The organism is Agathobaculum sp. TL06 (assembly GCF_054658635.1).
Genome location: NZ_BAAGGY010000012.1, coordinates 68,414 through 92,316 on the forward strand (window position 1 = coordinate 68,414; position 23,903 = coordinate 92,316).

General features: G+C 56.6%; 27 protein-coding genes. 14 read left to right on the forward strand and 13 right to left on the reverse strand.

The window, feature by feature from the left end:
* Nucleotides 1–83 precede the first annotated feature (83 nt).
* Genes ACYQ3S_RS08795 through mtnN form a run of 3 tightly spaced genes read right to left on the reverse strand, consistent with a single transcriptional unit; the run spans nt 84 to nt 2,175 of the window.
* On the reverse strand, nt 84–599 hold the full coding sequence (locus tag ACYQ3S_RS08795) for a hypothetical protein (RefSeq protein ID WP_015573183.1): 516 nt from the start codon (nt 597–599) through the stop codon (nt 84–86).
* 36 nt (nt 600–635) lie between these two features.
* A complete protein-coding gene (locus ACYQ3S_RS08800) occupies nt 636–1,436 on the reverse strand; it encodes a helix-turn-helix domain-containing protein (RefSeq protein WP_008395979.1) in 801 nt (266 codons plus the stop codon).
* A gap of 43 nt (nt 1,437–1,479) precedes the next feature.
* A complete protein-coding gene (mtnN, locus tag ACYQ3S_RS08805) occupies nt 1,480–2,175 on the reverse strand; it encodes a 5'-methylthioadenosine/S-adenosylhomocysteine nucleosidase (RefSeq protein ID WP_008395978.1) in 696 nt (231 codons plus the stop codon).
* 481 nt (nt 2,176–2,656) lie between these two features.
* On the opposite strand from mtnN, the gene ACYQ3S_RS08810 reads away from it, so the two are divergent.
* The 6 genes from ACYQ3S_RS08810 to ACYQ3S_RS08835 all read left to right on the forward strand — a co-directional run bounded on the left by ACYQ3S_RS08810 (nt 2,657) and on the right by ACYQ3S_RS08835 (nt 7,105).
* Nucleotides 2,657–3,070 (forward strand): cysteine-rich VLP domain-containing protein, encoded by a 414-nt coding sequence (locus ACYQ3S_RS08810; protein ID WP_044930679.1) that lies wholly within the window; start codon nt 2,657–2,659, stop codon nt 3,068–3,070.
* A 111-nt stretch (nt 3,071–3,181) separates the two neighbouring features.
* A complete protein-coding gene (locus ACYQ3S_RS08815) occupies nt 3,182–3,577 on the forward strand; it encodes a replication initiator protein A (protein WP_008395976.1) in 396 nt (131 codons plus the stop codon).
* Between the two features lie 183 nt (nt 3,578–3,760).
* Nucleotides 3,761–4,705 carry a MobV family relaxase gene (gene mobV / locus ACYQ3S_RS08820; protein ID WP_008395975.1) on the forward strand — a complete coding sequence of 315 codons (945 nt, stop codon included), beginning with the start codon at nt 3,761–3,763 and terminating at the stop codon, nt 4,703–4,705.
* Nucleotides 4,706–4,777: 72 nt separating this feature from the next.
* The gene (locus ACYQ3S_RS08825) at nt 4,778–4,972 is read left to right on the forward strand and encodes a hypothetical protein (RefSeq protein ID WP_002334813.1); all 195 of its coding nucleotides are present in this window, start codon (nt 4,778–4,780) and stop codon (nt 4,970–4,972) included.
* 101 nt (nt 4,973–5,073) lie between these two features.
* The gene (locus ACYQ3S_RS08830; RefSeq protein WP_435413791.1) at nt 5,074–6,696 is read left to right on the forward strand and encodes a recombinase family protein; all 1,623 of its coding nucleotides are present in this window, start codon (nt 5,074–5,076) and stop codon (nt 6,694–6,696) included.
* Nucleotides 6,697–6,787: 91 nt separating this feature from the next.
* Nucleotides 6,788–7,105 carry a hypothetical protein gene (locus tag ACYQ3S_RS08835; protein ID WP_459688575.1) on the forward strand — a complete coding sequence of 106 codons (318 nt, stop codon included), beginning with the start codon at nt 6,788–6,790 and terminating at the stop codon, nt 7,103–7,105.
* A gap of 58 nt (nt 7,106–7,163) precedes the next feature.
* On the opposite strand, the gene ACYQ3S_RS08840 is transcribed toward ACYQ3S_RS08835, so the two are convergent.
* Together ACYQ3S_RS08840 and ACYQ3S_RS08845 are read right to left on the reverse strand one after the other, a co-directional pair.
* Nucleotides 7,164–7,907 carry a hypothetical protein gene (locus ACYQ3S_RS08840; protein WP_107631292.1) on the reverse strand — a complete coding sequence of 248 codons (744 nt, stop codon included), beginning with the start codon at nt 7,905–7,907 and terminating at the stop codon, nt 7,164–7,166.
* 15 nt (nt 7,908–7,922) lie between these two features.
* A complete protein-coding gene (locus ACYQ3S_RS08845; RefSeq protein ID WP_459688577.1) occupies nt 7,923–8,441 on the reverse strand; it encodes a peptidylprolyl isomerase in 519 nt (172 codons plus the stop codon).
* Between the two features lie 349 nt (nt 8,442–8,790).
* Between ACYQ3S_RS08845 and ACYQ3S_RS08850 the strand changes: the two genes are divergently transcribed.
* On the forward strand, nt 8,791–9,480 hold the full coding sequence (locus ACYQ3S_RS08850; protein ID WP_459688578.1) for a ClpP family protease: 690 nt from the start codon (nt 8,791–8,793) through the stop codon (nt 9,478–9,480).
* Between the two features lie 586 nt (nt 9,481–10,066).
* On the opposite strand, the gene ACYQ3S_RS08855 is transcribed toward ACYQ3S_RS08850, so the two are convergent.
* Complete coding sequence (locus ACYQ3S_RS08855) at nt 10,067–10,339, reverse strand: hypothetical protein (protein ID WP_459688580.1); 273 nt, start codon at nt 10,337–10,339, stop codon at nt 10,067–10,069.
* Between the two features lie 248 nt (nt 10,340–10,587).
* Here ACYQ3S_RS08855 and ACYQ3S_RS08860 point away from each other — a divergent pair, with 248 nt between their 5' ends.
* The 4 genes from ACYQ3S_RS08860 to ACYQ3S_RS08875 all read left to right on the forward strand — a co-directional run bounded on the left by ACYQ3S_RS08860 (nt 10,588) and on the right by ACYQ3S_RS08875 (nt 13,212).
* Nucleotides 10,588–11,724, forward strand: coding sequence for an iron-containing alcohol dehydrogenase (locus ACYQ3S_RS08860; RefSeq protein ID WP_459688623.1), 1,137 nt, complete (start codon nt 10,588–10,590; stop codon nt 11,722–11,724).
* A 25-nt stretch (nt 11,725–11,749) separates the two neighbouring features.
* Nucleotides 11,750–12,658 carry an asparaginase gene (locus ACYQ3S_RS08865; RefSeq protein ID WP_459688582.1) on the forward strand — a complete coding sequence of 303 codons (909 nt, stop codon included), beginning with the start codon at nt 11,750–11,752 and terminating at the stop codon, nt 12,656–12,658.
* A gap of 110 nt (nt 12,659–12,768) precedes the next feature.
* Nucleotides 12,769–12,960 (forward strand): ferredoxin, encoded by a 192-nt coding sequence (locus ACYQ3S_RS08870; protein WP_054328020.1) that lies wholly within the window; start codon nt 12,769–12,771, stop codon nt 12,958–12,960.
* A gap of 123 nt (nt 12,961–13,083) precedes the next feature.
* Nucleotides 13,084–13,212, forward strand: coding sequence for a hypothetical protein (locus ACYQ3S_RS08875; protein WP_256435208.1), 129 nt, complete (start codon nt 13,084–13,086; stop codon nt 13,210–13,212).
* Nucleotides 13,213–13,278: 66 nt separating this feature from the next.
* Here ACYQ3S_RS08875 and ACYQ3S_RS08880 read toward each other — a convergent pair whose 3' ends face one another.
* The 6 genes from ACYQ3S_RS08880 to proC form a co-directional block, all read right to left on the reverse strand.
* Nucleotides 13,279–13,932: a hypothetical protein gene (locus ACYQ3S_RS08880; RefSeq protein WP_459688584.1), complete on the reverse strand. Its 654-nt coding sequence runs from the start codon at nt 13,930–13,932 to the stop codon at nt 13,279–13,281.
* Between the two features lie 15 nt (nt 13,933–13,947).
* Nucleotides 13,948–14,385, reverse strand: coding sequence for a ribonuclease HI (gene rnhA, locus ACYQ3S_RS08885; protein ID WP_459688585.1), 438 nt, complete (start codon nt 14,383–14,385; stop codon nt 13,948–13,950).
* 151 nt (nt 14,386–14,536) lie between these two features.
* Nucleotides 14,537–15,136, reverse strand: a complete 600-nt coding sequence (locus tag ACYQ3S_RS08890) for a zinc dependent phospholipase C family protein (RefSeq protein WP_459688587.1) — start codon at nt 15,134–15,136, stop codon at nt 14,537–14,539.
* A 200-nt stretch (nt 15,137–15,336) separates the two neighbouring features.
* On the reverse strand, nt 15,337–16,209 hold the full coding sequence (locus ACYQ3S_RS08895; RefSeq protein WP_459688589.1) for a radical SAM protein: 873 nt from the start codon (nt 16,207–16,209) through the stop codon (nt 15,337–15,339).
* Between the two features lie 62 nt (nt 16,210–16,271).
* Complete coding sequence (locus ACYQ3S_RS08900) at nt 16,272–16,601, reverse strand: hypothetical protein (RefSeq protein WP_459688591.1); 330 nt, start codon at nt 16,599–16,601, stop codon at nt 16,272–16,274.
* 84 nt (nt 16,602–16,685) lie between these two features.
* Nucleotides 16,686–17,495 (reverse strand): pyrroline-5-carboxylate reductase, encoded by an 810-nt coding sequence (gene proC / locus ACYQ3S_RS08905; protein ID WP_459688592.1) that lies wholly within the window; start codon nt 17,493–17,495, stop codon nt 16,686–16,688.
* A 136-nt stretch (nt 17,496–17,631) separates the two neighbouring features.
* On the opposite strand from proC, the gene ACYQ3S_RS08910 reads away from it, so the two are divergent.
* The 3 genes from ACYQ3S_RS08910 (at nt 17,632) to ACYQ3S_RS08920 (ending at nt 20,299) form a co-directional block, all read left to right on the forward strand.
* Nucleotides 17,632–18,525 (forward strand): FUSC family protein, encoded by an 894-nt coding sequence (locus tag ACYQ3S_RS08910; RefSeq protein ID WP_459688594.1) that lies wholly within the window; start codon nt 17,632–17,634, stop codon nt 18,523–18,525.
* Between the two features lie 73 nt (nt 18,526–18,598).
* Nucleotides 18,599–19,972, forward strand: a complete 1,374-nt coding sequence (locus ACYQ3S_RS08915; protein WP_459688596.1) for a sodium-dependent transporter — start codon at nt 18,599–18,601, stop codon at nt 19,970–19,972.
* 21 nt (nt 19,973–19,993) lie between these two features.
* On the forward strand, nt 19,994–20,299 hold the full coding sequence (locus tag ACYQ3S_RS08920) for a hypothetical protein (RefSeq protein ID WP_459688598.1): 306 nt from the start codon (nt 19,994–19,996) through the stop codon (nt 20,297–20,299).
* Between the two features lie 12 nt (nt 20,300–20,311).
* Here the strand turns inward: ACYQ3S_RS08920 and nifJ are convergent, their stop codons facing one another.
* Nucleotides 20,312–23,839, reverse strand: a complete 3,528-nt coding sequence (gene nifJ, locus ACYQ3S_RS08925) for a pyruvate:ferredoxin (flavodoxin) oxidoreductase (protein WP_459688599.1) — start codon at nt 23,837–23,839, stop codon at nt 20,312–20,314.
* Nucleotides 23,840–23,903 lie beyond the last annotated feature (64 nt).

Genomic DNA, 23,903 nt, shown 5'->3' on the forward strand with positions numbered 1-23,903 from the left:
CAACGGCGGCGCATGAAATGCGCCGTTCATCTTGACCGTTGACTGGCTCGGCTGGCTTTGCTATTTTCTCGATGAAAAACAATTTATTCGTATTTATTTCCATCATTGTCATAGTAAGCCACATGAATGGAATACTCTTTTTCTGGGTTTTTAATTGAGATAATATCCATATCATCTGTGTTGTATCTCAATGTATCTTGCACTTGTCCATTTATTGTATAAGTGATTTCAGCATACTCTGTTTTAGCACCATTAAACCAAATTAAATCATACCATTCTCCGTTTATTGCAACGCCACCGACAATAATCTCATCACTATTTCGGTTTGTTGATGTACTAAATTTGTAGTCTCCATTTCCTGTTGGTTCAAAGATAGCAAGTGTAGATTTATTATCTGTACTGTATGCTCCACTCACGATATAACCGCCAAGTTCCAGTTCTTTTGCGATAGTCCATTCATTCCCTTTTGAAATTGCGGTGTTCAATATGCTTTCTCTGCTGGTAATGGTATCTCCTTTGGGAGTTAAACTAAAGAAATATAAAAAAGCGGCAGCAACGCAAATAACAGTCGCTGAAATTATCAGTAACCACTTTTTCATAACCAATACCTCCATATAATCTGATTTATTATTCTCTTACTTGCGTCCCCGCTGCGGCTTTGGATTTTTCAGCAAATCCGATTTCTGTGCAATCTTTTTCAACCACTTCTTTTCTTCCTCTGACAGTTTCCCATAGTTCAGCTTGAGCCGCTTACAGATAAATGCCATAGCCGCCTGCTCCGGGTCGCTGTCCTCTCTGGTGGTTTCCTCTGCGGTCTGCAAAAAATCTTCCAGAGGATTGTCCTCCGGGACGCTGAAAAAATCGTCCTTGTGGGCTTCCCGCAGGTCGAAGGCTATCTTGTTTATGTCCTGCTGTATCACATAGCGGCAAAAGCTGTCATCGTCAATATGGGCGGCGATAAGCTGTCGCAGCTGTGGGTCAGTCAAGCCGGGATTGTGTTGTTTCATAATCGTTGCACTCACAGCGTCCACAATGGCGTTTGCGCTCTGCACCTGCTTTCCCGCTACGCCGTTCACATAGATTTCAAGGTCGGCCATGAGCCGGGGAAAATCCGGGTGGGTCGCCAGTTCACACAAGAGGGAATTGTCCACCCGCCCGCTTTTCAATAGTTCAATCATATCGTCGCTCAAACGCAGGTCTGCAAGATCGGCGTTTGGGTGATTTTTTGTTTGGGAACGGCCCAGCAGATAATCAACAGTCACTTCGTAAAACTTTGCTAACTCAATAAGGGCATAGTGGCTGATGTCCTTATACTCGTCCGCTTCATAGCTGCCAAGCGCAGATTTGGAGAGGTGCGTCTGTTCCGCAAGCTGTTCCAGCGTCAAGCCACGCTCCACACGCAGGTCTTTTAGTCGTTCTTGAATAGTTAGGGCCATACTCTCCCCCCCTCTGTCCTCTGTTCTAAAATATCATCCAATCTTACCACGACTTTTTGATTTCTCTTAATAAAGCAACCGTAATATCTTTGGCAATACTTGATGCTTTTGCACAGTTTCCGTCAAAATTATCAACTCCGCTGTGTTTTTCAGTATCGGTCACACACCGAATGGCGATAAACGGTATGTCATTTGCATAGCAGACATGAGCGATACTGGCAGTTTCCATGTCAACCGTCAAGGGAGCAAATTCATCGTTTATTTTTTGCCGGCTCTCATCGGTTATAAACGATTCTCCCGTTACCATACGGCCCCAAACTACCTTTCCAGAAGTTGAAAGCTTGTCAACAGCAGACTTTGACATATCTATCAGCTTTGGGTCTGCCACAAAAAACACAGAATTCATCCACGGATGAAATTCCGTTAAAATGTCTGGCGCTACATCGTGGTAACAAACTTCTGTGGAGATAACTGTATCGAATATTTCAAGTTCTGGCTCCATACCGCCCGCTGTCCCTGAATTGATAATTATATCCACGCAAAATACATCTATCAAAAGCTGAGCGGCTATGGCGGCATTTACTTTGCACACGCCGGAAAACAGGGCGACAACTTCTACACTATCAATCTGTCCAGCATGGAATTTCAGCATAGCTTTTTCCGTTATCTTACAGTTGCTTATCAAGGGCAAAAATGGGGCGAGTTCTTCGTCACCCGCACATAAAATTCCGATTTTCATAGATTATTGTCCTCCTATGGCTTGAAAGCCAATTTTTATGTTTATTTTACCATAATTCCGAGAGCACGGAAATAGCCTGTTTTTTAAGCCGATTTCCTACCTTTCGGATATACGGGACGGGCGGTCATTTAGGTGTAGACTTAGGGTAGTTCATCGATGGACAGCACCTTGAAAACAGAATGACCGTCCAAAAAGGAATACCCCGGCTGGGGAAGCACTGCAAGGAGCCAGCTTCTGGACACTTTGTCCAGAGGTCACTTCGGGACAAGTTGTCCCGAAGTTGCGGGGAGCGTGCCTCGTCGCCGCAAGCTGCGTATCATTCGCTTCCGCCAGAGGGCGAAAGCTCACTCGCTCCGCTGCGGCTCCTCTCCCCACAAAGTCTGACGACTTTGCGGGGGCCCCTGTTGGGAACACGCCGCAGGCATGGGGCAAGAAACCTTTTCGGGGAGAACGGCAACGGAAAGCAAAATGGAGGGAACGCATGAGAGATAACCCCTATAAAGACTTGCCGCCGCTGGAACGCAGGCCGGACGGTTCCCTTTACCGCATGACACCGGCGCAAAGGAAACAGGCGGCCAGCCTGATACGCCAGGAGTGCTGTTGCTGTGAGGACGGCAACTGCATTGTCCTTGATGATGGGGACACCTGCACCTGCCCGCAGACAGTTTCTTTCTCGGTCTGCTGTAAGTGGTTCCGCTGGGCGGTCTTGCCGCTGGACGGGACGCTGGAAGCGGAGATTTTCCGGGATAAGGACTTGAAACGCTGTGTGGTCTGCGGCGGTGTGTTCGTCCCCAAATCCAACCGGGCAAAATACTGCCCCGGCTGTGCCGCCAGAGTTCACAGGCGGCAGAAAACAGAAAGTGAACGGAAAAGGAGGTCTGCTGTGGACAGTTAGGAGCGAAAAAAGCCTTGATTTATTAGGCTCCGCAAGCCCCAAACCGGGGCAGGTGGTATAAAGTATCGCCCGCCCCGGAAAACGGGCTTCTAACCGTCCACAAAACACGATATGACAAACACGATTTACATTCATCAGCCGGAAAAGGCGTTCAGCTTCACCCGGCTCCCGAATTTTCTCTTTGAAGCCCCCACATTCAAGCCCCTGTCTAACGAGGCAAAGGTTCTGTACACCTTTATCCTGCGCCGGACAGAGTTATCCCGCAAGAATGGGTGGGCGGATGACTGCGGACGGATTTTCCTGTATTACCCTATCTGCGAAGTGGTTGACCTGCTCCACTGTGGGCGGCAGAAAGCGGTGAACACCCTGCGGGAACTGCAATACGCCGGACTGGTGGAGATCCAGAAGCAGGGCTGTGGAAAACCCAACCGCATTTTTCCAAAATCCTATGAAGCGGTTCCAAACACCGACTTCAAGAAATCCCGTTCTGGTACGCCGGAGGACTGAAAACCGTACCCTTGAAGTACGGAAACCGCCCCCCTAAAGTACGAAAACCGGACGGTATATAGAAATACAAAGATTAAAATGATTTATTTATATCCATTCCATTCCTATCGTATCAGAGATAATTCTGGCAGGATTTTCCCTGTGGAAAACCCAGGATAGGAAAGGAATGGGGAAAGGAGCAGAATGGCACAACACGCAATTTTGCGGTTTGAGAAGCACAAGGGCAACCCGGCAAGGCCGCTGGAAGCCCATCACGAAAGGCAGAAAGAACAATACGCCAGTAACCCCGACATTGACACAAGCCGGAGCAAATACAATTTCCATATCGTCAAGCCGGAGGGACGCTATTACCACTTCATTCAGAGCCGTATCGAGCAGGCCGGATGCCGAACCCGCAAGGACAGCACACGGTTTGTCGATACGCTGATAACCGCCAGCCCGGAGTTTTTCAAGGGGAAATCTCCAAAGGAGATACAGGCGTTCTTCCAAAGGGCGGCAGATTTCCTCATTGGCCGGGTAGGACGGGAAAATATCGTGTCGGCGGTGGTACACATGGACGAGAAAACGCCCCACCTGCATTTGACCTTTGTTCCGCTGACAAAGGACAACCGCCTGTGTGCAAAGGAGATTATCGGCAACCGGGCAAACCTGACGAAGTGGCAGGACGATTTTCACGCCTATATGGTGGTGAAATATCCCGACTTGGAGCGTGGGGAGAGTGCCAGCAAGACAGGCCGGAAGCATATCCCCACCCGGCTTTTCAAACAGGCGGTTTCCCTCTCCAAACAGGCCAGAGCCATTGAAGCCGCCCTTGACGGCATTAACCCGCTGAACGCCGGAAAGAAAAAAGAGGAAGCCCTCTTCATGCTGAAAAAGTGGTTCCCGCAGATGGAGAACTTCTCCGGGCAGTTGAAAAAGTACAAGGTCACAATCAATGACCTGCTGGAAGAAAACAAAAAGCTGGAAGCAAGGGCAAAGGCCAGTGAGCAAGGCAAGATGAAAGACCGCATGGAACGGGCAACGCTGGAAAGCGAATTACACAATCTCCGCAATTTCGTTGACCGTATCCCGCCGGAAGTGCTGGCGCAGGTGAAACGGCAACAGCGGCACACAGTAAAGGAAAGGTGATAGATATAAGCAGAAATTTTCGCCGCCCCTGTGCGGCATTGTACCTTGAAAACTGAATATGGAGGACACTGGATGGCAAAAAGCGAAAGCGATATTTTTACGCCCCGGACAGGGCAGGTCATACAAGCAGAGAACGGCACGCAGTATTTTGTATGTGGGAACAACCGTATAAAAATCTCCGAACACTTCGCCGCAGGCGGGAAGCCCCTCGGTGATCTGATTGTAGATGTGGTGCGGCATACCGCAGAAAAAGCCGCTTCAACCTGATAGCCCATCATTGATAACACGCCCACGCTTATGATATAATTGCCATAGAGCAAAAGTATTGTAAGCGTGGGTTGTTTCTTTAAGAAGGAGGATTTTTAACGGTGAAACAACCTTACAATACTACGATTTACAACACGGCGCTTTATATGAGATTGAGCCGGGACGATGAAAACTATGGTGACAGCGTAAGCATTGAAACACAGCGGACAATCCTGCAACAGTACGCAAAGGAACAGGGACTTCATGTAGTCGGTGAGTATGTGGACGATGGCTGGTCGGGGACGAACTTTGAACGCCCGGATTTTCAGCGCATGATGGACGATGTGGAAGCCGGAAAAGTAAACTGCATTGTCACGAAAGACCTTTCCCGTTTCGGGCGGGAACATGTGATGATGGACTACTATCTGGAATTTCTGTTCCCGGAAAAACGGGTGCGCTACATCGCCGTTGCGGAGAATGAGGACACAGAGAAAGGGCTTTCCGATTTTGTCCCGTTCAAAAACCTGTTCAATGAATGGTTTGCGAAAGATACAAGCCGCAAGGTAAAGGCCGCTTTCAAAGCAAAGTTTGCCACAGGACAGCGTATCGGCGCTTATGCTCCCATCGGGTACAGGAAACACCCGGAAATCAAAAACAAGCTGATAATCGACGAGGAAACCCGCTGGATAGTGGAGAAGATTTTTGACCTCGCCATTCATGGCAGAGGGGCGGCCAGTATCACAAGAATACTGATTGCGGAAAAGGTTCCCACGCCGGGATTTATCAACTTCCAGCGTGACGGGACTTTCGCAAACATCTATGCGGGTGCGCCAGAGGAAAAAAGCTACGCATGGACGATAGCGCAGGTCAAGAGCATTATGAAAGACGAAACCTATATCGGCCATACCATCCACTACCGGGAAACAAACATTTCCTTTAAGAACAAGCGGAGGATACGCAAGCCCCAAAGTGAATGGGTGCGGGTGGAGAACACGCAGGAGCCGATTATCAGCGAACAGGTTTTCCGGCAGGTACAGGAGCAGATAGCAAACCGCCGCAGAAAATGCAAGGACGGTACAACACAGATTTTTTCCGGATTGGTAAAATGTTCGGATTGCGGCTGGTCGTTGTCCTATGGGGAGAACAGGCAGAACAGCAAGCCTTACGGCCATTATCATTGTAGCAAGTACGGACAGGGCACACGCCAATGCTCCATGCATTATATCCGCTATGATGTGCTTTACGCCTATGTCCTCTCCCGTCTGCAATACTGGTCGGGGCTGGTACAGCATGATGAAGAACGGCTTTTGAAGCGGCTGTTAAATGCCAATGACAAGGGACAGGCCGCCGCAAGAAAGAAGCAAGCCGCAGAGTTGAACAAAGCGGAGAAGCGGAAAGCCGAAGTCGATACCCTGTTTGCCCGGATGTATGAGGACTGGGCGGCGGGGCGTATCACAGAATACAACTTCTCTATGCTGTCCGGGAAGTACCAGAGCGAACAGGCTGAACTGGACACAAAGATTGAACAGCTTCAATCCGCTATCGCCACTGAAAGCCAGAACGCCGCAGACGCAGAAAAATGGATTGCCTTGATGAAAGAGTGCGTCAATCCAACAGAACTGACCGCCGAACTTTTGAATACGCTGATTGAAAAAATCGTTGTCCATGAAGCGGTCAAAGGTGAGGACGGAAGCCGGGAACAGGAGGTAGAAATCTTCTACCGCTTTATCGGCAAAATTGATTAAATGACACCAATATTTTTAACTATGTGATACCGGCGCGGGCCTGCCGGATATCAACCTCATCGAACCGCTTGCGGCGGCACTGGACGTCAGCGTGCTGGAGCTGATGCAGGGCCGGCGGATCCCCACTGAGACCGTCCGCCACGCCGAGGCCGCAGGGGTACTGACCGATGTCCTCGATATGGCAAAGCACACGCAGACAGACAAGCGCAGCCGCCTCAAGGCGGCCGACCGCGCCTTGTCCCGACTTCTGGAGACCATCGGCTTTCTGTTCCTGCTGTGCTCGGCATATTGCAGGGTACAGCTACAAACGCCGATACCGCTTTGGCTCACCATCAGCGCCCTAGTCCTTGCGGCAGCCGTCCTGCTCGCCAAATGCGTCTTACATCGGGCGGCGGCAAATCACACATAATAAAAACGCAACAAACCCCCGGAACAGCTTCTCCGGGGGTTTTATCAACAAACAGGGATCAAAACCGCATCAGCGGGATCTGGTGCGGCTCCGCCTCGCCCGCCGGCAGCAGCATGGACGTGATATCCGGCCGCGCCGTTTCGATGAAGTTGACGCCGCTGCGGATCAGTCCGGCCAGTGTGCGCTCGTCATTCGTCGGCAGGCTCATGGTGAACAGCCCCGCCCGCCGGCAGGCTGAGAGCAGCGCCGGCGTCAGGTCGCCCGCCGCCGCGCGCAGGCCGAACAGGCCGGTCGTCTGCGCCGCACGCACCAACGCGTCTATATTGTCCGGCAGCGCGGGCAGCTCGCCCATGATGTGCAGGTCAGGGTTGGCGACCGCGATGCGCGCCGCCTCCACCAGGCCCAGGCCGACAAAGATCGTATTGTCCAGCCATTCGGAATGGCGCAGGGTGATGCGGAGCTGCGGCAGAAGCGTCTGGTTATGTACCGTGATCGCGATTTTTGCCCGGCAGGTGCGCGCCAGCTCGATCGCCTGTCCGGCGGGGACAAGCTGCGGCGCCGCCTGGTGCAGCTCCGCGTAGCTGTAATCCGTGATGCTCAGCCGCGTTCCGTCGTTGGCCACGCAGTACCCGTCCGACGACAGCACCGCGATGCCGTCCGCGGTCATATCGACCGACAGGCAGCAGCCTTTCGCGCCCTCCTCATTCCCTGCCAGGATGGACTCCAGTCCATCCGGCTCGGTATCCATACAGCCAACCGCGGAAAGGACGAAAATCTCTTTGTTGGTATAATACAATACCATTCCCCTTCTTTCCGTTTACAGGGTTTCAGGCGCCTCGTACGCCACGCCCAGCGTATCGACGGTCACCTTGCGCATGCGCTGCTCCTGGCGCGGGCGGTCGTGCCAGTCGCGCGGGGTGTTCACGATCCCGTCGACCACATCCATACCCTCGGTCACCATGCCGAAGGAGGCGTACTGGCCGTCCAGATGCGGCGAATCCTCGGTCATGATGAAGAATTGGCTGCCCGCGGAATCCGGCACCGCGGTGCGCGCCATGGACAGCACGCCGCGCGTGTGGTTCAGGTCATTCTGAAAGCCGTTGGCAGTGAATTCGCCGCGGATCTCATAGCCCGGGCCGCCCATTCCGGTGCCTTCCGGATCGCCGCCCTGGATCATAAAGCCCGGAATAACGCGATGGAAGATCGTTCCGTCATAAAAGCCCTTCTGGATCAGCGAAATAAAATTGCGCACCGTATTCGGCGCGACCTCGGGATATAGCTCCGCGCGGATGATACCGCCCTGTTCCATTTCAATCGTAACGATAGGATTGCTCATTACCATACTCACTCCATTATTACCGCGAATTTGCGGATATTCATTTATATTGTAGCAAATTTCCCCGCAAACAGCAAGACATGTTTCCATAATGAAACTCTACGCCGCCGCGCGCCCTTTCCGGCGGACGAAATCCACTTTATGCACAAAGCTTTCCACCACGCATTGGGGATAACTCTGTGTACAAAGTGGATAACTTCCGGTATTTGCTTGTAAAAGCTGCCTGTTCTACCGGATCCGCTGTTTACAATCTGTAATATTTCCCTGCTCCGCGCGAGCCGCGCATGAAAACCGCCGCTGCGAAGCATACTCTACCGTAGGGATTTTTGTATCAAAAAGGAGGAGCGATATGGCGGAGGAACATCCATCCATCCAGGCGCCGGAAGAAAATAATATTATGGAGACCGGCTCGATCACGGCTAAAACCTCGCGCGGCACGGTCCACTGCATCACGATCGTAGGCCAGATCGAAGGGCATATGGAGCTGCCCGCGCAAAACAAAACCACAAAATACGAGCATCTGATCCCGCAGATCACCGCGGTCGAGCAGGCGGAGGAGATCGACGGCATGCTGATCCTGCTCAACACCGTGGGCGGCGATGTGGAAGCCGGCCTGGCGATTGCCGAGCTGATCGCGGGCATGACCAAGCCGACGGTCTCGCTTGTGCTGGGCGGCGGCCATTCGATCGGCGTACCGCTCGCCGTGGCTGCGAAAAAGAGCTTTATTGCCGCCTCCGCCGCCATGACCATCCATCCGGTGCGCATGAACGGCACCATTATCGCCGTGCCGCAGGCCTTCGAATACCTCGCTAAGATTCAGGAGCGTATCGTGGATTTCATCACCACGCACTCGCGCATTTCCGCTGAACGGCTGCAGCAGCTCATGCGCGAGACCGGACAGCTCACCGCGGACGTAGGTACGGTCATCTCCGGCAAGCAGGCGGTCACGCTCGGCCTGATCGACGAGGTGGGTACCCTGTCCGGCGCGCTTGACGCGCTTTACCAGATGATCGGCCAGGCAAAGGAAACGCATCCGTAACGCCCGCGTTTCGGAAAAAGGGAACAATAAAGGCCTCGTCCCTATCGAACGAGGCCTTTTACTTCCAGATCTCCATAGATTCTCTTTTCTCAGCAGGATATTTCCCGCTGTCCTTTTTTATTTTTTGCTGTCCGCTTTTTCATCCTACGTTCACGGGAACCGCGCGGCTGCGGTTCTTCGGGTAATGAACACATTTCGGTTTGTTACCTTAACTACATTCAGGAACTCTATATCAAGTCGGATTTTGAAATGCGTCTCTTCCTGGCGGGCAATCGTTCGATTCTACTCCTGTATGCCCGAACCATTTTCAGCAGGCTTTGATATGATCTCTGTCCTGTGCTCTGGTCCGCTTTTGCTGCATCATACTCATCAGTATGCCCATCGGCCTTTTTTCTTGGATGCGCACTATTTTTGGCGATTACAGGTATCGTACTGATCAATTTTCATATTCGCCAACGCATTGCTTCAGGGTTCTTTCATGCATGAACCTTACTTTCCTGCTGCCTCGATCCGCTTACATCGTCAGTATGCTTTCACGGATATATTTTCACGAGGATAGCTTCCTCACAGGTGCCGTTCCTTACTATCAGAAGCCGATCGCGCTTTTCAGGCGGTTCGTTTTTTTAATTTGGAACTCGCTCTTTTTATAAATAGCTATCACCTTGATCGTTTCGGTCACAGCGCCGCGGCGAGTCCCGCGAACTGGTAGGATGTTTCTTCTGATACCATTGGACTCACCCCTTTCTCCGGTATCATTTGGCTTTGTATGCCAACCCTTCAGAATAAGAATGGGTTCTCGCCCTTTGTAAAGCCCCTGCTTTACGTCCCTTGGTGTTTGCCCTTTTCTTTTCTGTGACATTATAATATCATCAACCTTGCACAACGTCAAGCATTATTTTATGTTTTTTCATGGTTATATTAAACAAAACATTCTTGTCCTTTTCAGCGTTTTCCCTCTTCCCACGCTTCCGCTGATTTGCTATAATTGTATTGTTGGGTGCGTTTCGGCCCCAGCCGGAAAACGTACAGCAAGCAGCATTCGCATGGGGGTCGTTGGACCCCCTTTTTTTGAGGGAGGTTTTCTCGTTGGATATTTTCAGCTTCTATATGCCCACCCGCCTGTTTTTCGGCAACGGCGCCGTGCGCAAGCTCGCCAAAGCGCGCCTGCCGGAGGGCTGCGGCCTGATTATCACCGGCGGCACGTCGACCACACGGCTCGGCTATGTCGACCGTGTGGCCGACGTGCTGCGGCAGGCCGGACACGAAACGGCTGTTTACAACAAGGTACAGCCCAACCCGACCATCGAAGGGGTGCGCGAGTGCGCGGCGCTTTGCCGCGCGGCGCACATCTCATTCATCGTCGGCCTGGGCGGCGGCTCCTCGATCGACACGGCCAAGGCGGCCGCTGTCATGGCCACCAACGACGGCGACTGGTGGGACTATGTCCACGGCGGCACGGGCGGCGGCAAGCGCATCGCCAACGCCGGTTTGCCGGTGGTCGCCATCCCGACCACTGCGGGCACAGGCACCGAGGCAGACCCGTTCACGGTCATCACCAACGGCGAGGAAAAGATCGGCGGGGGCGGCGAAAAGTGCTTCCCCGCCATCTCGGTCGTGGACCCAGACTTTATGATGACCGTACCGCCGCACCTGACCGCCTATCAGGGCTTTGACGCGTTCTTCCACGCGGCCGAGGGCTATATCGCCCGCACCGCCAGCCCGATGAGCGACATGTTCGCGCTCCGCGCGGTCGAGCTGATCGGCCGGTCGCTCGCAACCGCCGTGCATGACGGCGGCGACCGCGAGGCACGCGCCGAGGTCGCGCTTGCCAACACGCTGGCCGGTTTTGTCGAAACGCTGTCGAGCTGCACGGGCGAGCATGCGATCGAGCACGCCCTGAGCGCGTTCCATCCCGCGCTGCCGCACGGTGCGGGCCTGATTATGATTTCGCGCGCCTATTGGAGCCGGTTCGCCGAGGTTTCCGGCGAACGGATGGCCGCGCTGGCGCGCGCGCTCGGGCGCACGGACGCTGTTGGCGCGACGGATTTCCTGGCGGCGCTGGCCGATCTGCAGAAGCGCTGCGGCGTCCACCAGCTCCGCCTGTCCGGCTACGGCGTCCGGCCGGAGGATTTCGGGAAGATCGCGGACAACGCGGCCGCCACCATGGGCGGCCTGTTCCGCGCCGACCCGCGCCCGCTTGGCCGCGAGGAAATCATCGGCATCCTTGCGGACAGCTACCAGTGAGCCGCGGACGCGGGGAGGGCAATCGATGAAACAGGTGCTTTTGATCGCCACCGGCGGCACGATCGCGTGCCGTGAAACGGCAAACGGGCTGTCCCCGACCCTGACCGGCGGGGAGCTTGTCCGCCTGCTGCCCGCGCTGGAGACGGTCTGCGCGGTCACGGTGTGCGAGCTGATGCGGCTGGACTCCACCGACCTGACCGCCGCAGACCGCATGCAAATGGCGCGCGCGGTCTGGGAAAACCGCAGCCGGTACGACGGCTTTGTCATTGCCCACGGCACGGACACGCTTTCCTATACCGCCGCGCTGCTGCACCATGTGCTGCGGAACATCGACCGCCCCGTGGTGCTGACCGGCTCGATGCTGCCCATGGGCGCGCCGGATTCGGACGCGCCCCGCAACCTGCTCGACGCATGCCGCGTCGCGGCGGCGGACTGTGCCGGCGTGCTGGCAGTGCTGCACAGGAAGATCATTCACGGCCCCCACGCCGCAAAGCGCCATTCGCTCAAAGCGGATGCGTTCACTTCGGTCGGCGCGCCGCTCGCGGGCGTAATCGACGGGACTGGGTGCGTGCGGCTGACGCATCCGCCACAGCACGGCGGCGAACCGCGCTTCGTGCAGGACATCGACACGGACGTCCTGCTCGTCAAGCTGACGCCCGACCTCCCGCCCTCGTTTTTCAGCGCCCTGCACGGGTATCCCCGGGTGGTGGTCGAGGCGTTCGGCGCGGGCGGCATCCCCCGCTGGCTGGAGGGCGCGGTGCGGGCGCTGATCCGGAGCGGCACACGCGTCTATCTCACCAGCCAGTGCGCCGAGGGCGGCGTGGACCTGCACAAATACGAGGTCGGCCGGCGGGCCGAGGCCATGGGCGTCATCCCGCTCGGCAGCCGGACGACCGAGGACGCGCTGGCCGCCATCCAGTGCCGCGAGCTGTGACGCGCGTCTGCTTGATTTTTCCAGCCTTCCCGTTTTCTCCCCGCAGGACATACCACTCATAACGCCGCTCCTTTCTGCGCATACTGTGTGCGAGAAAGGAGTGTTTGTTTATGCAGGTCACGATCGACCGCGGCGGCTGCATTTCCTGCGGCCTGTGCGAAGCAACCTGTCCTGATGTGTTCCGCATCGCCGGAGATGGGCTGGCGGAGGTCTATCACCAGCCCGACACCGCGGCGCAGGAAGCGGACTCCCAGGAAGCCGCAGGCGGCTGTCCGGTCTCTGTTATTCACACCGAAGGCTGATTTTTGTATTAATTGCACAATTCTTTCTTATCTAATTTGTATAATTCATACAATCAGCCTCTTGTTTTTCCCCCAGAAAAAAGGTATGATATAGACAAATCTTAAAAGAAAGAAGGCCGCAATATGAACAAGTTTGTAAAGGCACTCAGCAACATGAGCGAAGCATCTATGCAGAACAACGGTTATGTCCGTAACCTGCTGCGCACCTATGGCGGCAAGGTTTCGAACAGAGCCAACACCCCGAAGGATTAAGCCCCCATCGGGATCATGCCATAGAACGAAAAGACGTCCGGAGGCGCTCGCCTTCGGATGTCTTTTCTATATTTTGCGGATATTCTCCCGATAATAGGCTTCAAACAGGCTCATCATCAAGCCCTTGCGGCGCCCCTCGCCCCTGTGCCGCAGGTAGCGCCAGCAGGACCGCGCGGTCAGCAGCCCGCCGACGGCGCAGACGATCATATCCTGCATTGTGTCGCCCACGCCGGTGGACGCGACCTGCTGCGGGTCCGCGCCGGAAAAGGACACGAGGTATTCCCATATCTCCCACAGGACCGCGCTCAGCACCGCGAACATCCAGGTATACAGCGAGGCGTTGAACGCATCCTCCCGATCGAGCGCATGGCTGGGCTTTTTCGCAAAATACACCACCATGCCCAGCACGGCGAACAGAAAGCCCGACAGGAAATGCAGCAGCTTATCCCACCAGGGGAGCCACTCATACCCGCCGAACAGGCTCGCAAACGGCACCGCCGCCAGCACGAACCAGTCGAACACGATCTCCAGCAGGTACACCGGCCGCAGCCGGCAGACCCGATAAAGCGCAAACGGCACAGCGGGCAGGGCGAGCGCCGCGGCGGCAAGCAGGGCGTTGTACGCCGTCAGGTCCCGCCGCAGGCCGTATCCCGCGGCGCACAGCGTGAACACATAGTAAAACAGCAGGGTGCCTCCCCGCAGACCGCGCAGCCTGTCCATCCGGCCGGCCTCCCATCACTTGTATTTCTGGTACTGACTTACCGCCAGCTCGTCGCAGCGGTTGTTATAGGGGTTATCCGCGTGTCCTTTCACCCAATGGAACCGGACCTCATGCTTTTCGAGCAGATCGAGCAGCCGTCCCCACAGCTCCGGATTTTTGGCCGGCTTTTTATCTCCCTTGATCCACCCTTTCGCGCGCCAGCTTTTTGCCCAGCCCTTTGTGATGCCATCGACAACATATTTGCTGTCCGAGTACAGGTCGACCGAGCAGGGCTCGGAAAGCGCTTCCAGCGCGGTGATCACGCCGAGCAGCTCCATGCGGTTGTTGGTGGTTGATGGCTCGGAGCCGGACAGCTCCTTCTCATGCGCCCCGTACCGCAGGATGGCGCCCCAGCCGCCCGGCCCCGGGTTGCCGGAGCAGGCCCCGTCCGTATAAATCGTCACGTTTTTCATAGTATCTCCCATTGTTTTTTCTTTATTATAGCACGGGCCGCCGGAAAAAAGAAGCGCTTCCGCCGCACGCCGCAAAAAACAAGCACCGTCCGGAAAACCGGACGGTGCTTGCCGCAACAGCTTGTGAAACAGCGTGTGAAAATTGTCTGTATCAGGCGATGACCGTTGCAGATACATCCACCTGCTCGTAAACGATGCTGATGATCGAAAGCACAACCATCGCGGTCGCCCGGCAGATATGTATCAGGTCGTCGTCAATCCCATGATGGCGGCCGGCCGCGCGGTATTCGTCATGCATGGCGCCGATACGGTTGATCAAAGCGTCCACCGAGGTCGGCGGGATGATCGGGCTTGCCCACTGCTCGAATTTCGCTTCGGTCATCCGGCGGCGGATCACGAGCGCAACGCGCTTTTCGTATACATAATGCGCCAGCAGGTTGCGGTCGTAGATATCGTCGTTATGCGGATAGGTGAAAAAGTCGGTCATAAAGTGGCAGATCTCGCCCAGATCGACCGAAAGCTCATGCCCATTCACCGGACCGATGGTGTATTTTTCGGTAAACGCGCGGATTTTTTCCATCACCTCATCCATCATGATCGACGGATTGTGGCGCTTGGTCAGGTAGGTCCCCGTCAAATCCGGCTTCAGGTTTCCATAAACGAAGCCGCTCTGGTCAAAGGTAACGCCGCAGGTCTGCTCGACATAATCGAGCAGCAGGTGTGCAACACGAATGTGGGATACGGAATCCATTAGCAATCCTCCAGCCGGAATACGCTTTTCTTAACAACTTCTTAACAGCACGGCCGCTCAGCAGCCTTTCATTTCTCCAAATCATCAATAGTATAGCACATCTCCGCGCCGCTGTCTCGTTTTTTTCTAAATTGTAACGAAATCAACATCTAATTTCGCGTTTTTCTCTGTTTTTCACAATACAGGCAAAATTATTTTAGCTATCTCGCACGAAATGCCTCATTGCGGAATTGCACCTCGCCCGCCAATGCCTGCCGCAGGCGTTGGCACATCGCCTCCCGATCGCGGTTGAGCGTGCCGGCAAGGTTGACATAATTGGAGGCGTGGTTGGCGCGGAACACGCTGCCCTCGGCGTCGATATGCTCCAGAAGCGTGAGCGTCTCCCGCGCGATCTCGACCGGCTGCATCATATAAAACCGCCCTGCCTGCCAATCCCGCATCAGGGGCGTTTCCAGCTCAAACAGCAGGGTCAGCAGGCCGATATACTCCGGCTTCATGCGCGACAGGGCCAGCGCGGTCCCGACCGCGTGCTCCTCGCTCAGCTCCAGCGAGCCAAGGCCCGCAATGCAGGTGACCGACAGCTTCATGCCCGCCTTTTTCACCATCAGGCCCGCGCGCACGATCTCGTCCACCGTTTCGCCCTTATTGACGCGGCGCAGCACCTCGTCCGAGCCGGATTCCAGCCCCATATACACCATTTCCAGGCCAAGCCCGTGCAGCTGATCCAGCTCCTCCTGCGTTTTGACCAGGATGGACGCGGGCGAGCCGTAGCTTGTCACCCGCTCGCACTCGGGAAACAGGCGGCGGATATACTGCAGTAGCTCGGCCATATGCTCCGCACGGCACATCAGCGCGTCGCCGTCCGCGAGGAAAATGCGGTCCACGCGGCGGTACATGCGCCGCGCCTCATCGAAATCCGCTTTCACGTCCTCCAGCCGCCGCACGCGGAAGCGCTTTTCCTTATACATATCGCAAAACGTGCATTGATTATGACTGCAGCCGACCGTCGCCTGTACGATCAGGCTGTATGCCTCTGACGGCGGGCGGAACACGCGACCCTCGTATTCGATCACGTCCCTCTCTCCTTTCTCCCGACAATAAGGAACGGGCGGAGGGTGGCTCCGCCCGCTTTGTCTCATTCCTCGTCTTCTTCAGCCTGTTCTTCCTCCGCAGGCTCCTCCGGCTCGGCGGCCACAGGCGCTTCCGCTTCCTCCGGCACCTCTTCGTCGAACGTGTCCTGATAGGAGGCGTCCGCCGCCGCGCACTCCTCCGCGCAGGCGCAGGAGGCACAGTCGGATTCGGCGCGCATCATTTCCTCCAGCTCGTCCATTGCCTTGAGCTCCGCCTCATGATAAACTTCTTCCTCGCGCTTTTTCTGAAGCAGAACGAGCGCCGCCGTTGCGCCGGCCGCACAGGCCAGGCTGGTCAGCAGCAGCCCCGTTTTTACTTTCGTCGATTTTTTCACGGTATCCACTTCCTCTCAAAGTGATGCGGAATGTTTGTCTTTACTTTACCATATGGTCTACCTAAAGTCAATGGCGAAGGGTGGTTATTTGCCCAGTTCGTATGCGCGGGCAATGCAGTTGTCGCATGCTTCCGCCAAAATATCGTACAGACCGCGCGATTCGAGCACCTTCATCGCCTCGACCGTGGTGCCGCCGGGCGAGCAAACCGCGCCGATCAGCTCGGCGGGCGTCCGGTCCCCCTGCAGCAGCATTTTGGCGGAGCCGATCATGGTCTGGCAGAACATCCCGAGCGCGTCCGCCTCCGGCACACCGTGCTGTACGGCGCTGCGCACCATCGCGTCCGCGAAGGCGTAAATATAGGCGGGCGCCGAGCCTGCATAAGGAATGACCTCGTTGAGCATGCTTTCCTCATCGAACACCGCGGTCACGCCCATGGTATCGAACAGGGCGCGCACGGCGTCAAGCTGCTGCTGCGTCGCGGCCGCGTTTTTCACAAGCTGCGCCGCCCCCGCGCCCAGCATGAGCGGCGTGTTCGGCATCACGCGGACAACCGGCGTATCCGCGCCGAGCGCGCGCTCGATCTTCGCAAACGTTATGCCCGCCGCGATCGAAACCACCAGCGGCTTTTCACACCGGCACCCCGCCAGAACCGGCAGGATCTCATCAAAATTCTGCGGCTTGACCCCCAGCACGACCGTGTCGCACGCGGTATACACCTCGGTATAATCCCCCGTGACCGCAAAGCCCTTTTCCCTGTTTTTCTCGCGTTTTTCCGCGCTGCGGTTGAACAGAAGCGCCTGCGCGGGCGGGAACAGCCCTGCGCGCACCGCGCCCTCCACGATCGCGGTACCCATGTTGCCCGCGCCCAGCACGCCGAAACGGTAGGTTTTCATCCGAACACACTCCTTATCTTATGACTGCCTGTGGGATTTATTATAGCACAGCGCGCTTTTGTGTGCAAACGCCTTGTGAAAAGGTCTGTTTCATGGTACAATACTTTTATTATTTTATTCCGGAGGGGACGCCATCGTGGGACATTTGCTGCCGCATATCGGGCTGCGGACGGTCAAGACCGGCCTGGCGGTCGCGCTGGCCCTGTTTTTTGCCGACCTGCGCTCCTCGCCCGCGGCGATCTTCGCGGCCATCGGCGCGATCGTCGCCATGAACCGCACGGTGGGCGACGCGTTCCAGTCCTGCCGCACGCAGTTTTTCGGCATCCTGCTGGGCGCGGGCTTCGGCGCGGTGTTTGTCAACCTGTTCGAGGGGTTCCGCTATATCGGCGTCGGGCTGGGGCTGATCGCCCTGATCCTGCTCTGTGTGGAGCTCAAGCTGCAGTTTGCGGTGCCGCTGGCATGCATCGTGTTCGTGTCCATCTGCCTGTCCCCGGCGGACGAAGCCTTTTTTTACGGCGCCAACCGCCTGCTGGATACCTCGATCGGCCTGGCCACCGCCCTTGTGGTCAACATTGCGCTCAAGCCGTACAACAACCGCGCGCGGATCACGGAGCAGTTCACCCATTTCCTGCAGGCCGTACCCGCCTATGTGGAGACGCGCGTCATCTGCGGGCGGTATCCGGACCTTTCCCCGCTCAGCCGCCAGCTGGCGCGCATCGCGGAGGAACTTTCCATCTTTGAAAAGCAGAACGTGTTCCGCTTGCCGGACCACCGCACACAGGCGGTCTATCTGCGCGGCTGCGAACAGCTCGCCAACGCTCTACTGCAGGAGCTGACCGCGCTGTGCGCCATGGATGAAAAGGGCCGCCTGTCTCCGGAAAACGCGGAAAAGCTGTCCGCACTCGGCCTGCATGTGCCGGATACGCTGCCCGCGCCGCCGCAGAGCGACGCGGATGTGGTGGGCAATTACCACCTGTCCGGCCTGCTGCAGGCCTACCACTACCTGAGCGAATTCAACCTCATGGAATGAACCGTCCCAGGGCCAGGCGTCCGGCATGGGGCAAAAGAGAAAGAAATGTAGTAAGGGAGTTCAAAACAACAACATGGAAAAGAAAAAGAGAAGCAGTTTTTCCAGCCGCATCGGCTTCGTGCTCGCCGCGGCCGGCTCGGCGGTGGGGCTGGGCAACATCTGGCGCTTCCCCTATCTTGCGGCAAAGTATGGCGGCGGCATCTTCCTGCTGGTCTACCTGATCCTGGCGGTCACGTTCGGCTTTGCGCTGATGATTACCGAAATCGCGATCGGCCGCCGCACCGGCCTGTCCTGTATCGGCGCGTACAAGGCGCTGGACAGGCGGTTCGCCGGCCTCGGCTGGCTCGCCTCGCTCGTGCCGGTTATCATCACGCCGTACTACTGCGTCATCGGCGGCTGGGTTATCAAGTATTTTGCCGATTATCTGTCCGGAAGCGGCAGCCTGCTGGCTGAAAGCGCCTACTTTGACCGCTTTATCGGCTTTGCCGGCGAAGGGCTGTTCGCCACCCCGCTGCCCTGGTTCCTCCTTTATGTGCTGCTGACCGCGGTGGTCGTGCTGCTCGGCGTGGAGAAGGGCATTGAAAAGGTGTCCAAGTTCATGATGCCCGTGCTGGTCATCCTGTCCATCATCGTGGCCGTGTTCTCGCTGACCATGGAGGGCGCGCTGGAAGGCCTCAAATTCTATATCGTACCCGATTTCAGCAACTTTTCCGGCAAAACCGTGCTGGCGGCCATGGGGCAGATGTTCTATTCCATGTCGCTGGCCATGGGCATTATGATTACCTACGGCTCCTATATGCCGAAAGAGTCCAATCTGGAGCGTTCGGTCGGCCAGATCGAAATCTTCGACACCGCGATCGCCTTTATCGCGGGCCTGATGATCGTACCGGCGGTCGTGGCGTTCAACGGCGGCGACCCGTCCGGCATCAACGCCGGCCCCGGCCTGATGTTCGGCACGCTGCCGCAGGTATTCGAACGCATGTGGATGGGCCATCTGGTCGGCGGCGTGTTCTTCCTGCTGGTGCTGTTTGCGGCGCTGACCTCGTCCATTTCCCTGATGGAAACCGTCGTCTCCATCGTGTGCGACAAGCTGCACTGGAAGCGCCGACCGGCCACGGTCGCCGTGACCCTGTTCGTCCTGCTGCTCGGCCTGCCCTCCTGCCTGGGGTACGGCCCGCTGACTTCGGTCCAAATCCTCGGCATGGCGTTCCTCGACTTTTTCGACTTTATCTCCAACTCGGTGCTCATGCCGATCGTGGCGTTCTTCACCTGTTTGCTGGTCGGCTGGGTGGTCGGCACCAAAACCGTGTCCGACGAGGTGGAAAAGAACTTCCCGTTCCACCGCAAGCGCCTGTTTGAGATCATGGTCCGCTGGGTCGCTCCTATCCTGGTGGTCTGCATTCTGGTCGGGCAGCTGCTCGATGTGACGGGCATTATGAAGCTGTAAAGCAGAAACCAGGCTTCCGGCATGTTGGAACGACTTCACAGCTTTTTTATGAATCTTCTCAATGAACAGCCGCAACAGGTTCGAGCGGTCGATGTAGCACTTTGCCTTGGCGATGAAGTTGTATGTGCCGATACCATCTCTATCGCTTTCCGAGCCATTTCCCCCGCGTTCCCGCATTTTTATATTTCCTCATTTTATGGAAAAAGCCCGACAAGCGTCGGGCTTTTTCCACAGACTGCAACGAGCCGGATCCCTTTTGGGGGATCCGGCTCGTTTTATGGAGAGGAATATCTGCAAGCCTCAGAGAGAGGCAAGGCAGCAAAATAGAGGGGGAGCGGATTATATGGGTTCCTCCGCCAGCCTGCGGTACTTTGCATACCGCGCTTTCGCGTCCGCAACCGCTTTTCGGTAAAGCGCGTCCGCGCGATCAGGGAAGTTGTTCTTGAGCGAGGCATACCGGTTCTCGCCCATGAGAAAGTCCATCAGCTTATCCGTATCCGGCGCGGGGGAATCGAGCTGGAAAGGATTTTTGCCCTCCGCCGCGCGGCGGGGATCATAGCGGTACAGCTGCCAGTAGCCGCATTCGACCGCTTTCTTCATCTCGGTCTGCGTGCAGCTCATACCAGCCTTGATATGCTGCTCCAGACACGGGCAGTACGCGATAATGATCGAGGGGCCGGGATATGCTTCCGCCTCGCGGATCGCTTTCAGCGTCTGCGCCTGGTCGTAGCCAATGGCTACCTGCGCGACATAAACATAGCCGTAATTCATAAAGATCGCGCCGAGATCTTTCTTGGCGATCTGCTTGCCGCCTGCGGCGAACTTGGCCACCGCGCCGGTCGGCGTCGCCTTGGAAGACTGGCCGCCCGTGTTGGAATACACCTCGGTATCCAGTACCAGCAGATTGATATCGCGGTTCTGCGCCAGAACATGGTCGATGCCGCCGAAGCCGATATCGTATGCCCAGCCGTCGCCGCCGATGGCCCAAACCGACTTTTTCGCCAGATATTCTTTGTTTTCCAGCACATACTGCACATCTTCAGTCTGTTTGCACTGCGCAAGCGCTGCGAGCAGGGCGTCGGTCACCGCGCGGGACTGATGCTTGTCGTTCCAGTTTTCCAGATAGCTGCCGACCGCTTCGGGCGCGCCGCCCGCGGCTTTCATCGCTTCCAGACGGATGAGAATTTCCTTACGGATTGCCTCCTGCGCATGCAGGAAGCCGTAGGCGAACTCGGCATTGTCTTCAAACAGGGAGTGTTCCCACGCCGGACCGAAGCCGCGCTCGTCGCGGCAGTACGGCAGGATGGGCGCGCCGCCGCTGTAAGCGGACGAACAGCCGGCCGCATTGCCGACGTACATACGGTCGCCCACCAGCTGGCTGACCATCTTAAGGTAAGTGGTTTCGGCACAGCCCGCGCAAGCCGCAGAGAACTGGAAGTATGGCTTGGAAAATTCCAGAGACTTGATGTTCCTGTCGCTGATGACATCCTTTTTGAGATAGGACTCGTTCATCGCCGTCTCATCGAAGTGCGCCTGCTCGCCTTTCATCTCGTCGAACGGGGTCATGGTCAGTGCGCCCTCGACCGGACAGACAGTCAGGCACACGCCGCAGCCCAGGCAGTCATAGGGAGAAACCTGCATGCGGTAAGAATACGCCGGCGCATCCTTGCCCAGCCCCTTGGCGGGTACAGTCTCAAACGAAGCGGGAACGTTCGCTTTCTCCTCCTCGGTCAGCAGCACCGGCCGGATAGCTGCATGCGGGCAGGCCGCCGCGCAGCGGTTGCACTGCGCGCACTTTGCGCCGTCCCACTTGGGTACGCTGGTCGCTACGCCGCGCTTGGCATAGGCCGAGGTGCCGTTCTCCCATGTGCCGTCCAGCACGCCGTACTTCTGGAACACGGAGACTGGGAGCTTGTCGCCCTGTTGGCGATCCATCGGGAGCACGATGTCGCGCACGAACGGCGTCGTCCCGCACGCTTCTGCCGGCTCGTCGGAGGCATTTGCCCAGCTTTCCGGAATTTCGACCCAGACAGCCGCGTCCACGCCGCGGTCCACCGCCTCGTTGTTCATGTCAACGATCTTCTGACCGGCTTTCTTGAAGTAGGAGTTGTAATTGTTTTTCTTCATATCCTCGACTGCGACATCCAGCGGGATGACCTTGGTCAGGGCAAAGAATGCCGCCTGCAGGATATTGTTGGTGCGCTTACCGAGGCCGATCTCCCCTGCGATCTTCGCCGCGTCAATGATGTAGAACCGCGCGTGCTTGTGATGCAGGTCGCGCTTCATCTTGGCGGGCAGGCGGTCCTCCAGCTCCTCTGCGCTCCACGGGCAGTTGAGCAGATAGATGCCGCCGTCTTTGAGGTCCTCGGTCGTGTCGTATTTATTCACATAGGTCGGCGCATGCACAGCCACAAAGTCCGCCATAGAGACCAGATAGGTCGAGCGGATTGGATCGTCGCCAAAGCGCAGGTGGGACTGCGTCAGGCCGCCTGACTTCATCGAGTCGTAGGAGAAATACGCCTGCGCGTATTTGTTGGCGGTCAGGCCGATCGTGGTGATGGCGTTCTTGTTCGCGCCCACGGTGCCGTCGCCGCCCAGTCCCCAGATCTTGCAGGAAACCTGTCCGGAATGCGGCAGCTCGATCTCCTTGTAATCCAGCGATGTAAAGGTAACATCATCGTTGATGCCGATGGTAAAGTTGTTTCGGGGCTTATCCTGCCGCAGATTATCGTACACCGCGGCAAACATGCCGGGCGTTGCGTCCTTGGAGGACAGGCCATAGCGCCCGCCGACCACGGTAATGTCGCCCCTGCCCGCCTGGTTGAGCGCTGTGACCACATCCAGATAAACCGGCTCGCCAACCGATCCGGTTTCCTTGGAACGGTCAAGCACCGCAATTTTTTTGCAGGCTGCGGGGATGGCCTCCGCAAAATGTTTGACAGAGAACGGGCGGTACAGGTGGATCTGCACCATACCGACCTTACGGCCGGCTGCATTGAGGAAGTCCACGGTTTCCTTGACCGCTTCCGAGGCCGAACACATCACAACAATGACCTCTTCCGCGTCCGGAGCGCCGTAATAGTTGAACAGCTTGTAGTCCCGACCGGTGAGGGCGTTGATCTCGTCCATATAATGCTGCACCGTGTCCGGCACAAGGGCGCTCTTGACGTTCGCGCCTTCCTTGCACTGAAAGTAAATATCGGGGTTGACATTGTTGCCGCGGTTGGTCGGGTGCTCGGGGTTGAGCGACTGGCGGCGGAACGCATTGAGGGCGTCATAATCCACCAGGCCGCGCAGGTCCTCGTAATCGAGCGCCTCAATGCGCTGCATCTCGTGCGAAGTGCGGAAGCCGTCAAAGCAGTGCATGAAAGCATACTTTGCATGGATTGCCGAAAGGTGCGCCACCGCGCCCAGATCCATTGCCTCCTGCGGGGAGGAGGACATCAGCATCGCATAACCCGTCATGCGGCAGGTCATAAAGTCGGTATGGTCGCCGAAAATCGAGTGGTGGTTGCTCGTCACCACGCGCGAGGCAATGTGAATGACATTCGGCAGAAACTGTCCGCCCATCGCATACATCGCCGGTATCATCAGCATCAGGCCCTGGGACGAGGTAAAGGTCGTCGTCAGCGCGCCTGCCTGCAGCGAACCGTGGCAGGTGCCTGCGGCGCCCGCCTCGGACTGCATCTGAATCACGTCCACCGTGGAGCCGAACAGGTTCTTCCGGCCCTTGGCAGACCATTCATCCACCTTTTCCGCCATCGGGGAGGACGGCGTGATCGGATAGATCGCAGCAACTTCGGTAAACGCGTAGGCCACATGGGCCGCAGCGGTATTGCCGTCCATCACAGCATATTTCTTTTTCATTCTGATACTCCTCTGCTTCCTCATGAATACATCTGCTGCAGCAGGGAACGTCCCCTGCCGTTTT

Bases quoted from the DNA above. Each gene is read 5' to 3' on its own strand.
- ACYQ3S_RS08795 (WP_015573183.1), bottom strand. From the start codon at position 599: ATGAAAAAGTGGTTACTGATAATTTCAGCGACTGTTATTTGCGTTGCT.
- ACYQ3S_RS08840 (WP_107631292.1), bottom strand. From the start codon at position 7,907: ATGGTATTGTATTATACCAACAAAGAGATTTTCGTCCTTTCCGCGGTT.
- mobV (WP_008395975.1), top strand. From the start codon at position 3,761: ATGGCACAACACGCAATTTTGCGGTTTGAGAAGCACAAGGGCAACCCG.
- ACYQ3S_RS08825 (WP_002334813.1), top strand. From the start codon at position 4,778: ATGGCAAAAAGCGAAAGCGATATTTTTACGCCCCGGACAGGGCAGGTC.
- ACYQ3S_RS08865 (WP_459688582.1), top strand. From the start codon at position 11,750: ATGAAACAGGTGCTTTTGATCGCCACCGGCGGCACGATCGCGTGCCGT.
- ACYQ3S_RS08920 (WP_459688598.1), top strand. From the start codon at position 19,994: ATGTTGGAACGACTTCACAGCTTTTTTATGAATCTTCTCAATGAACAG.
- ACYQ3S_RS08810 (WP_044930679.1), top strand. From the start codon at position 2,657: ATGAGAGATAACCCCTATAAAGACTTGCCGCCGCTGGAACGCAGGCCG.
- ACYQ3S_RS08915 (WP_459688596.1), top strand. From the start codon at position 18,599: ATGGAAAAGAAAAAGAGAAGCAGTTTTTCCAGCCGCATCGGCTTCGTG.
- nifJ (WP_459688599.1), bottom strand. From the start codon at position 23,839: ATGAAAAAGAAATATGCTGTGATGGACGGCAATACCGCTGCGGCCCAT.
- mtnN (WP_008395978.1), bottom strand. From the start codon at position 2,175: ATGAAAATCGGAATTTTATGTGCGGGTGACGAAGAACTCGCCCCATTT.
- ACYQ3S_RS08870 (WP_054328020.1), top strand. From the start codon at position 12,769: ATGCAGGTCACGATCGACCGCGGCGGCTGCATTTCCTGCGGCCTGTGC.
- ACYQ3S_RS08855 (WP_459688580.1), bottom strand. From the start codon at position 10,339: ATGTCACAGAAAAGAAAAGGGCAAACACCAAGGGACGTAAAGCAGGGG.
- ACYQ3S_RS08800 (WP_008395979.1), bottom strand. From the start codon at position 1,436: ATGGCCCTAACTATTCAAGAACGACTAAAAGACCTGCGTGTGGAGCGT.
- ACYQ3S_RS08890 (WP_459688587.1), bottom strand. From the start codon at position 15,136: ATGGATTCCGTATCCCACATTCGTGTTGCACACCTGCTGCTCGATTAT.
- ACYQ3S_RS08850 (WP_459688578.1), top strand. From the start codon at position 8,791: ATGGCGGAGGAACATCCATCCATCCAGGCGCCGGAAGAAAATAATATT.
- ACYQ3S_RS08880 (WP_459688584.1), bottom strand. From the start codon at position 13,932: ATGGACAGGCTGCGCGGTCTGCGGGGAGGCACCCTGCTGTTTTACTAT.
- proC (WP_459688592.1), bottom strand. From the start codon at position 17,495: ATGAAAACCTACCGTTTCGGCGTGCTGGGCGCGGGCAACATGGGTACC.
- ACYQ3S_RS08875 (WP_256435208.1), top strand. From the start codon at position 13,084: ATGAACAAGTTTGTAAAGGCACTCAGCAACATGAGCGAAGCATCTATG.
- rnhA (WP_459688585.1), bottom strand. From the start codon at position 14,385: ATGAAAAACGTGACGATTTATACGGACGGGGCCTGCTCCGGCAACCCG.
- ACYQ3S_RS08845 (WP_459688577.1), bottom strand. From the start codon at position 8,441: ATGAGCAATCCTATCGTTACGATTGAAATGGAACAGGGCGGTATCATC.
- ACYQ3S_RS08815 (WP_008395976.1), top strand. From the start codon at position 3,182: ATGACAAACACGATTTACATTCATCAGCCGGAAAAGGCGTTCAGCTTC.
- ACYQ3S_RS08860 (WP_459688623.1), top strand. From the start codon at position 10,588: ATGCCCACCCGCCTGTTTTTCGGCAACGGCGCCGTGCGCAAGCTCGCC.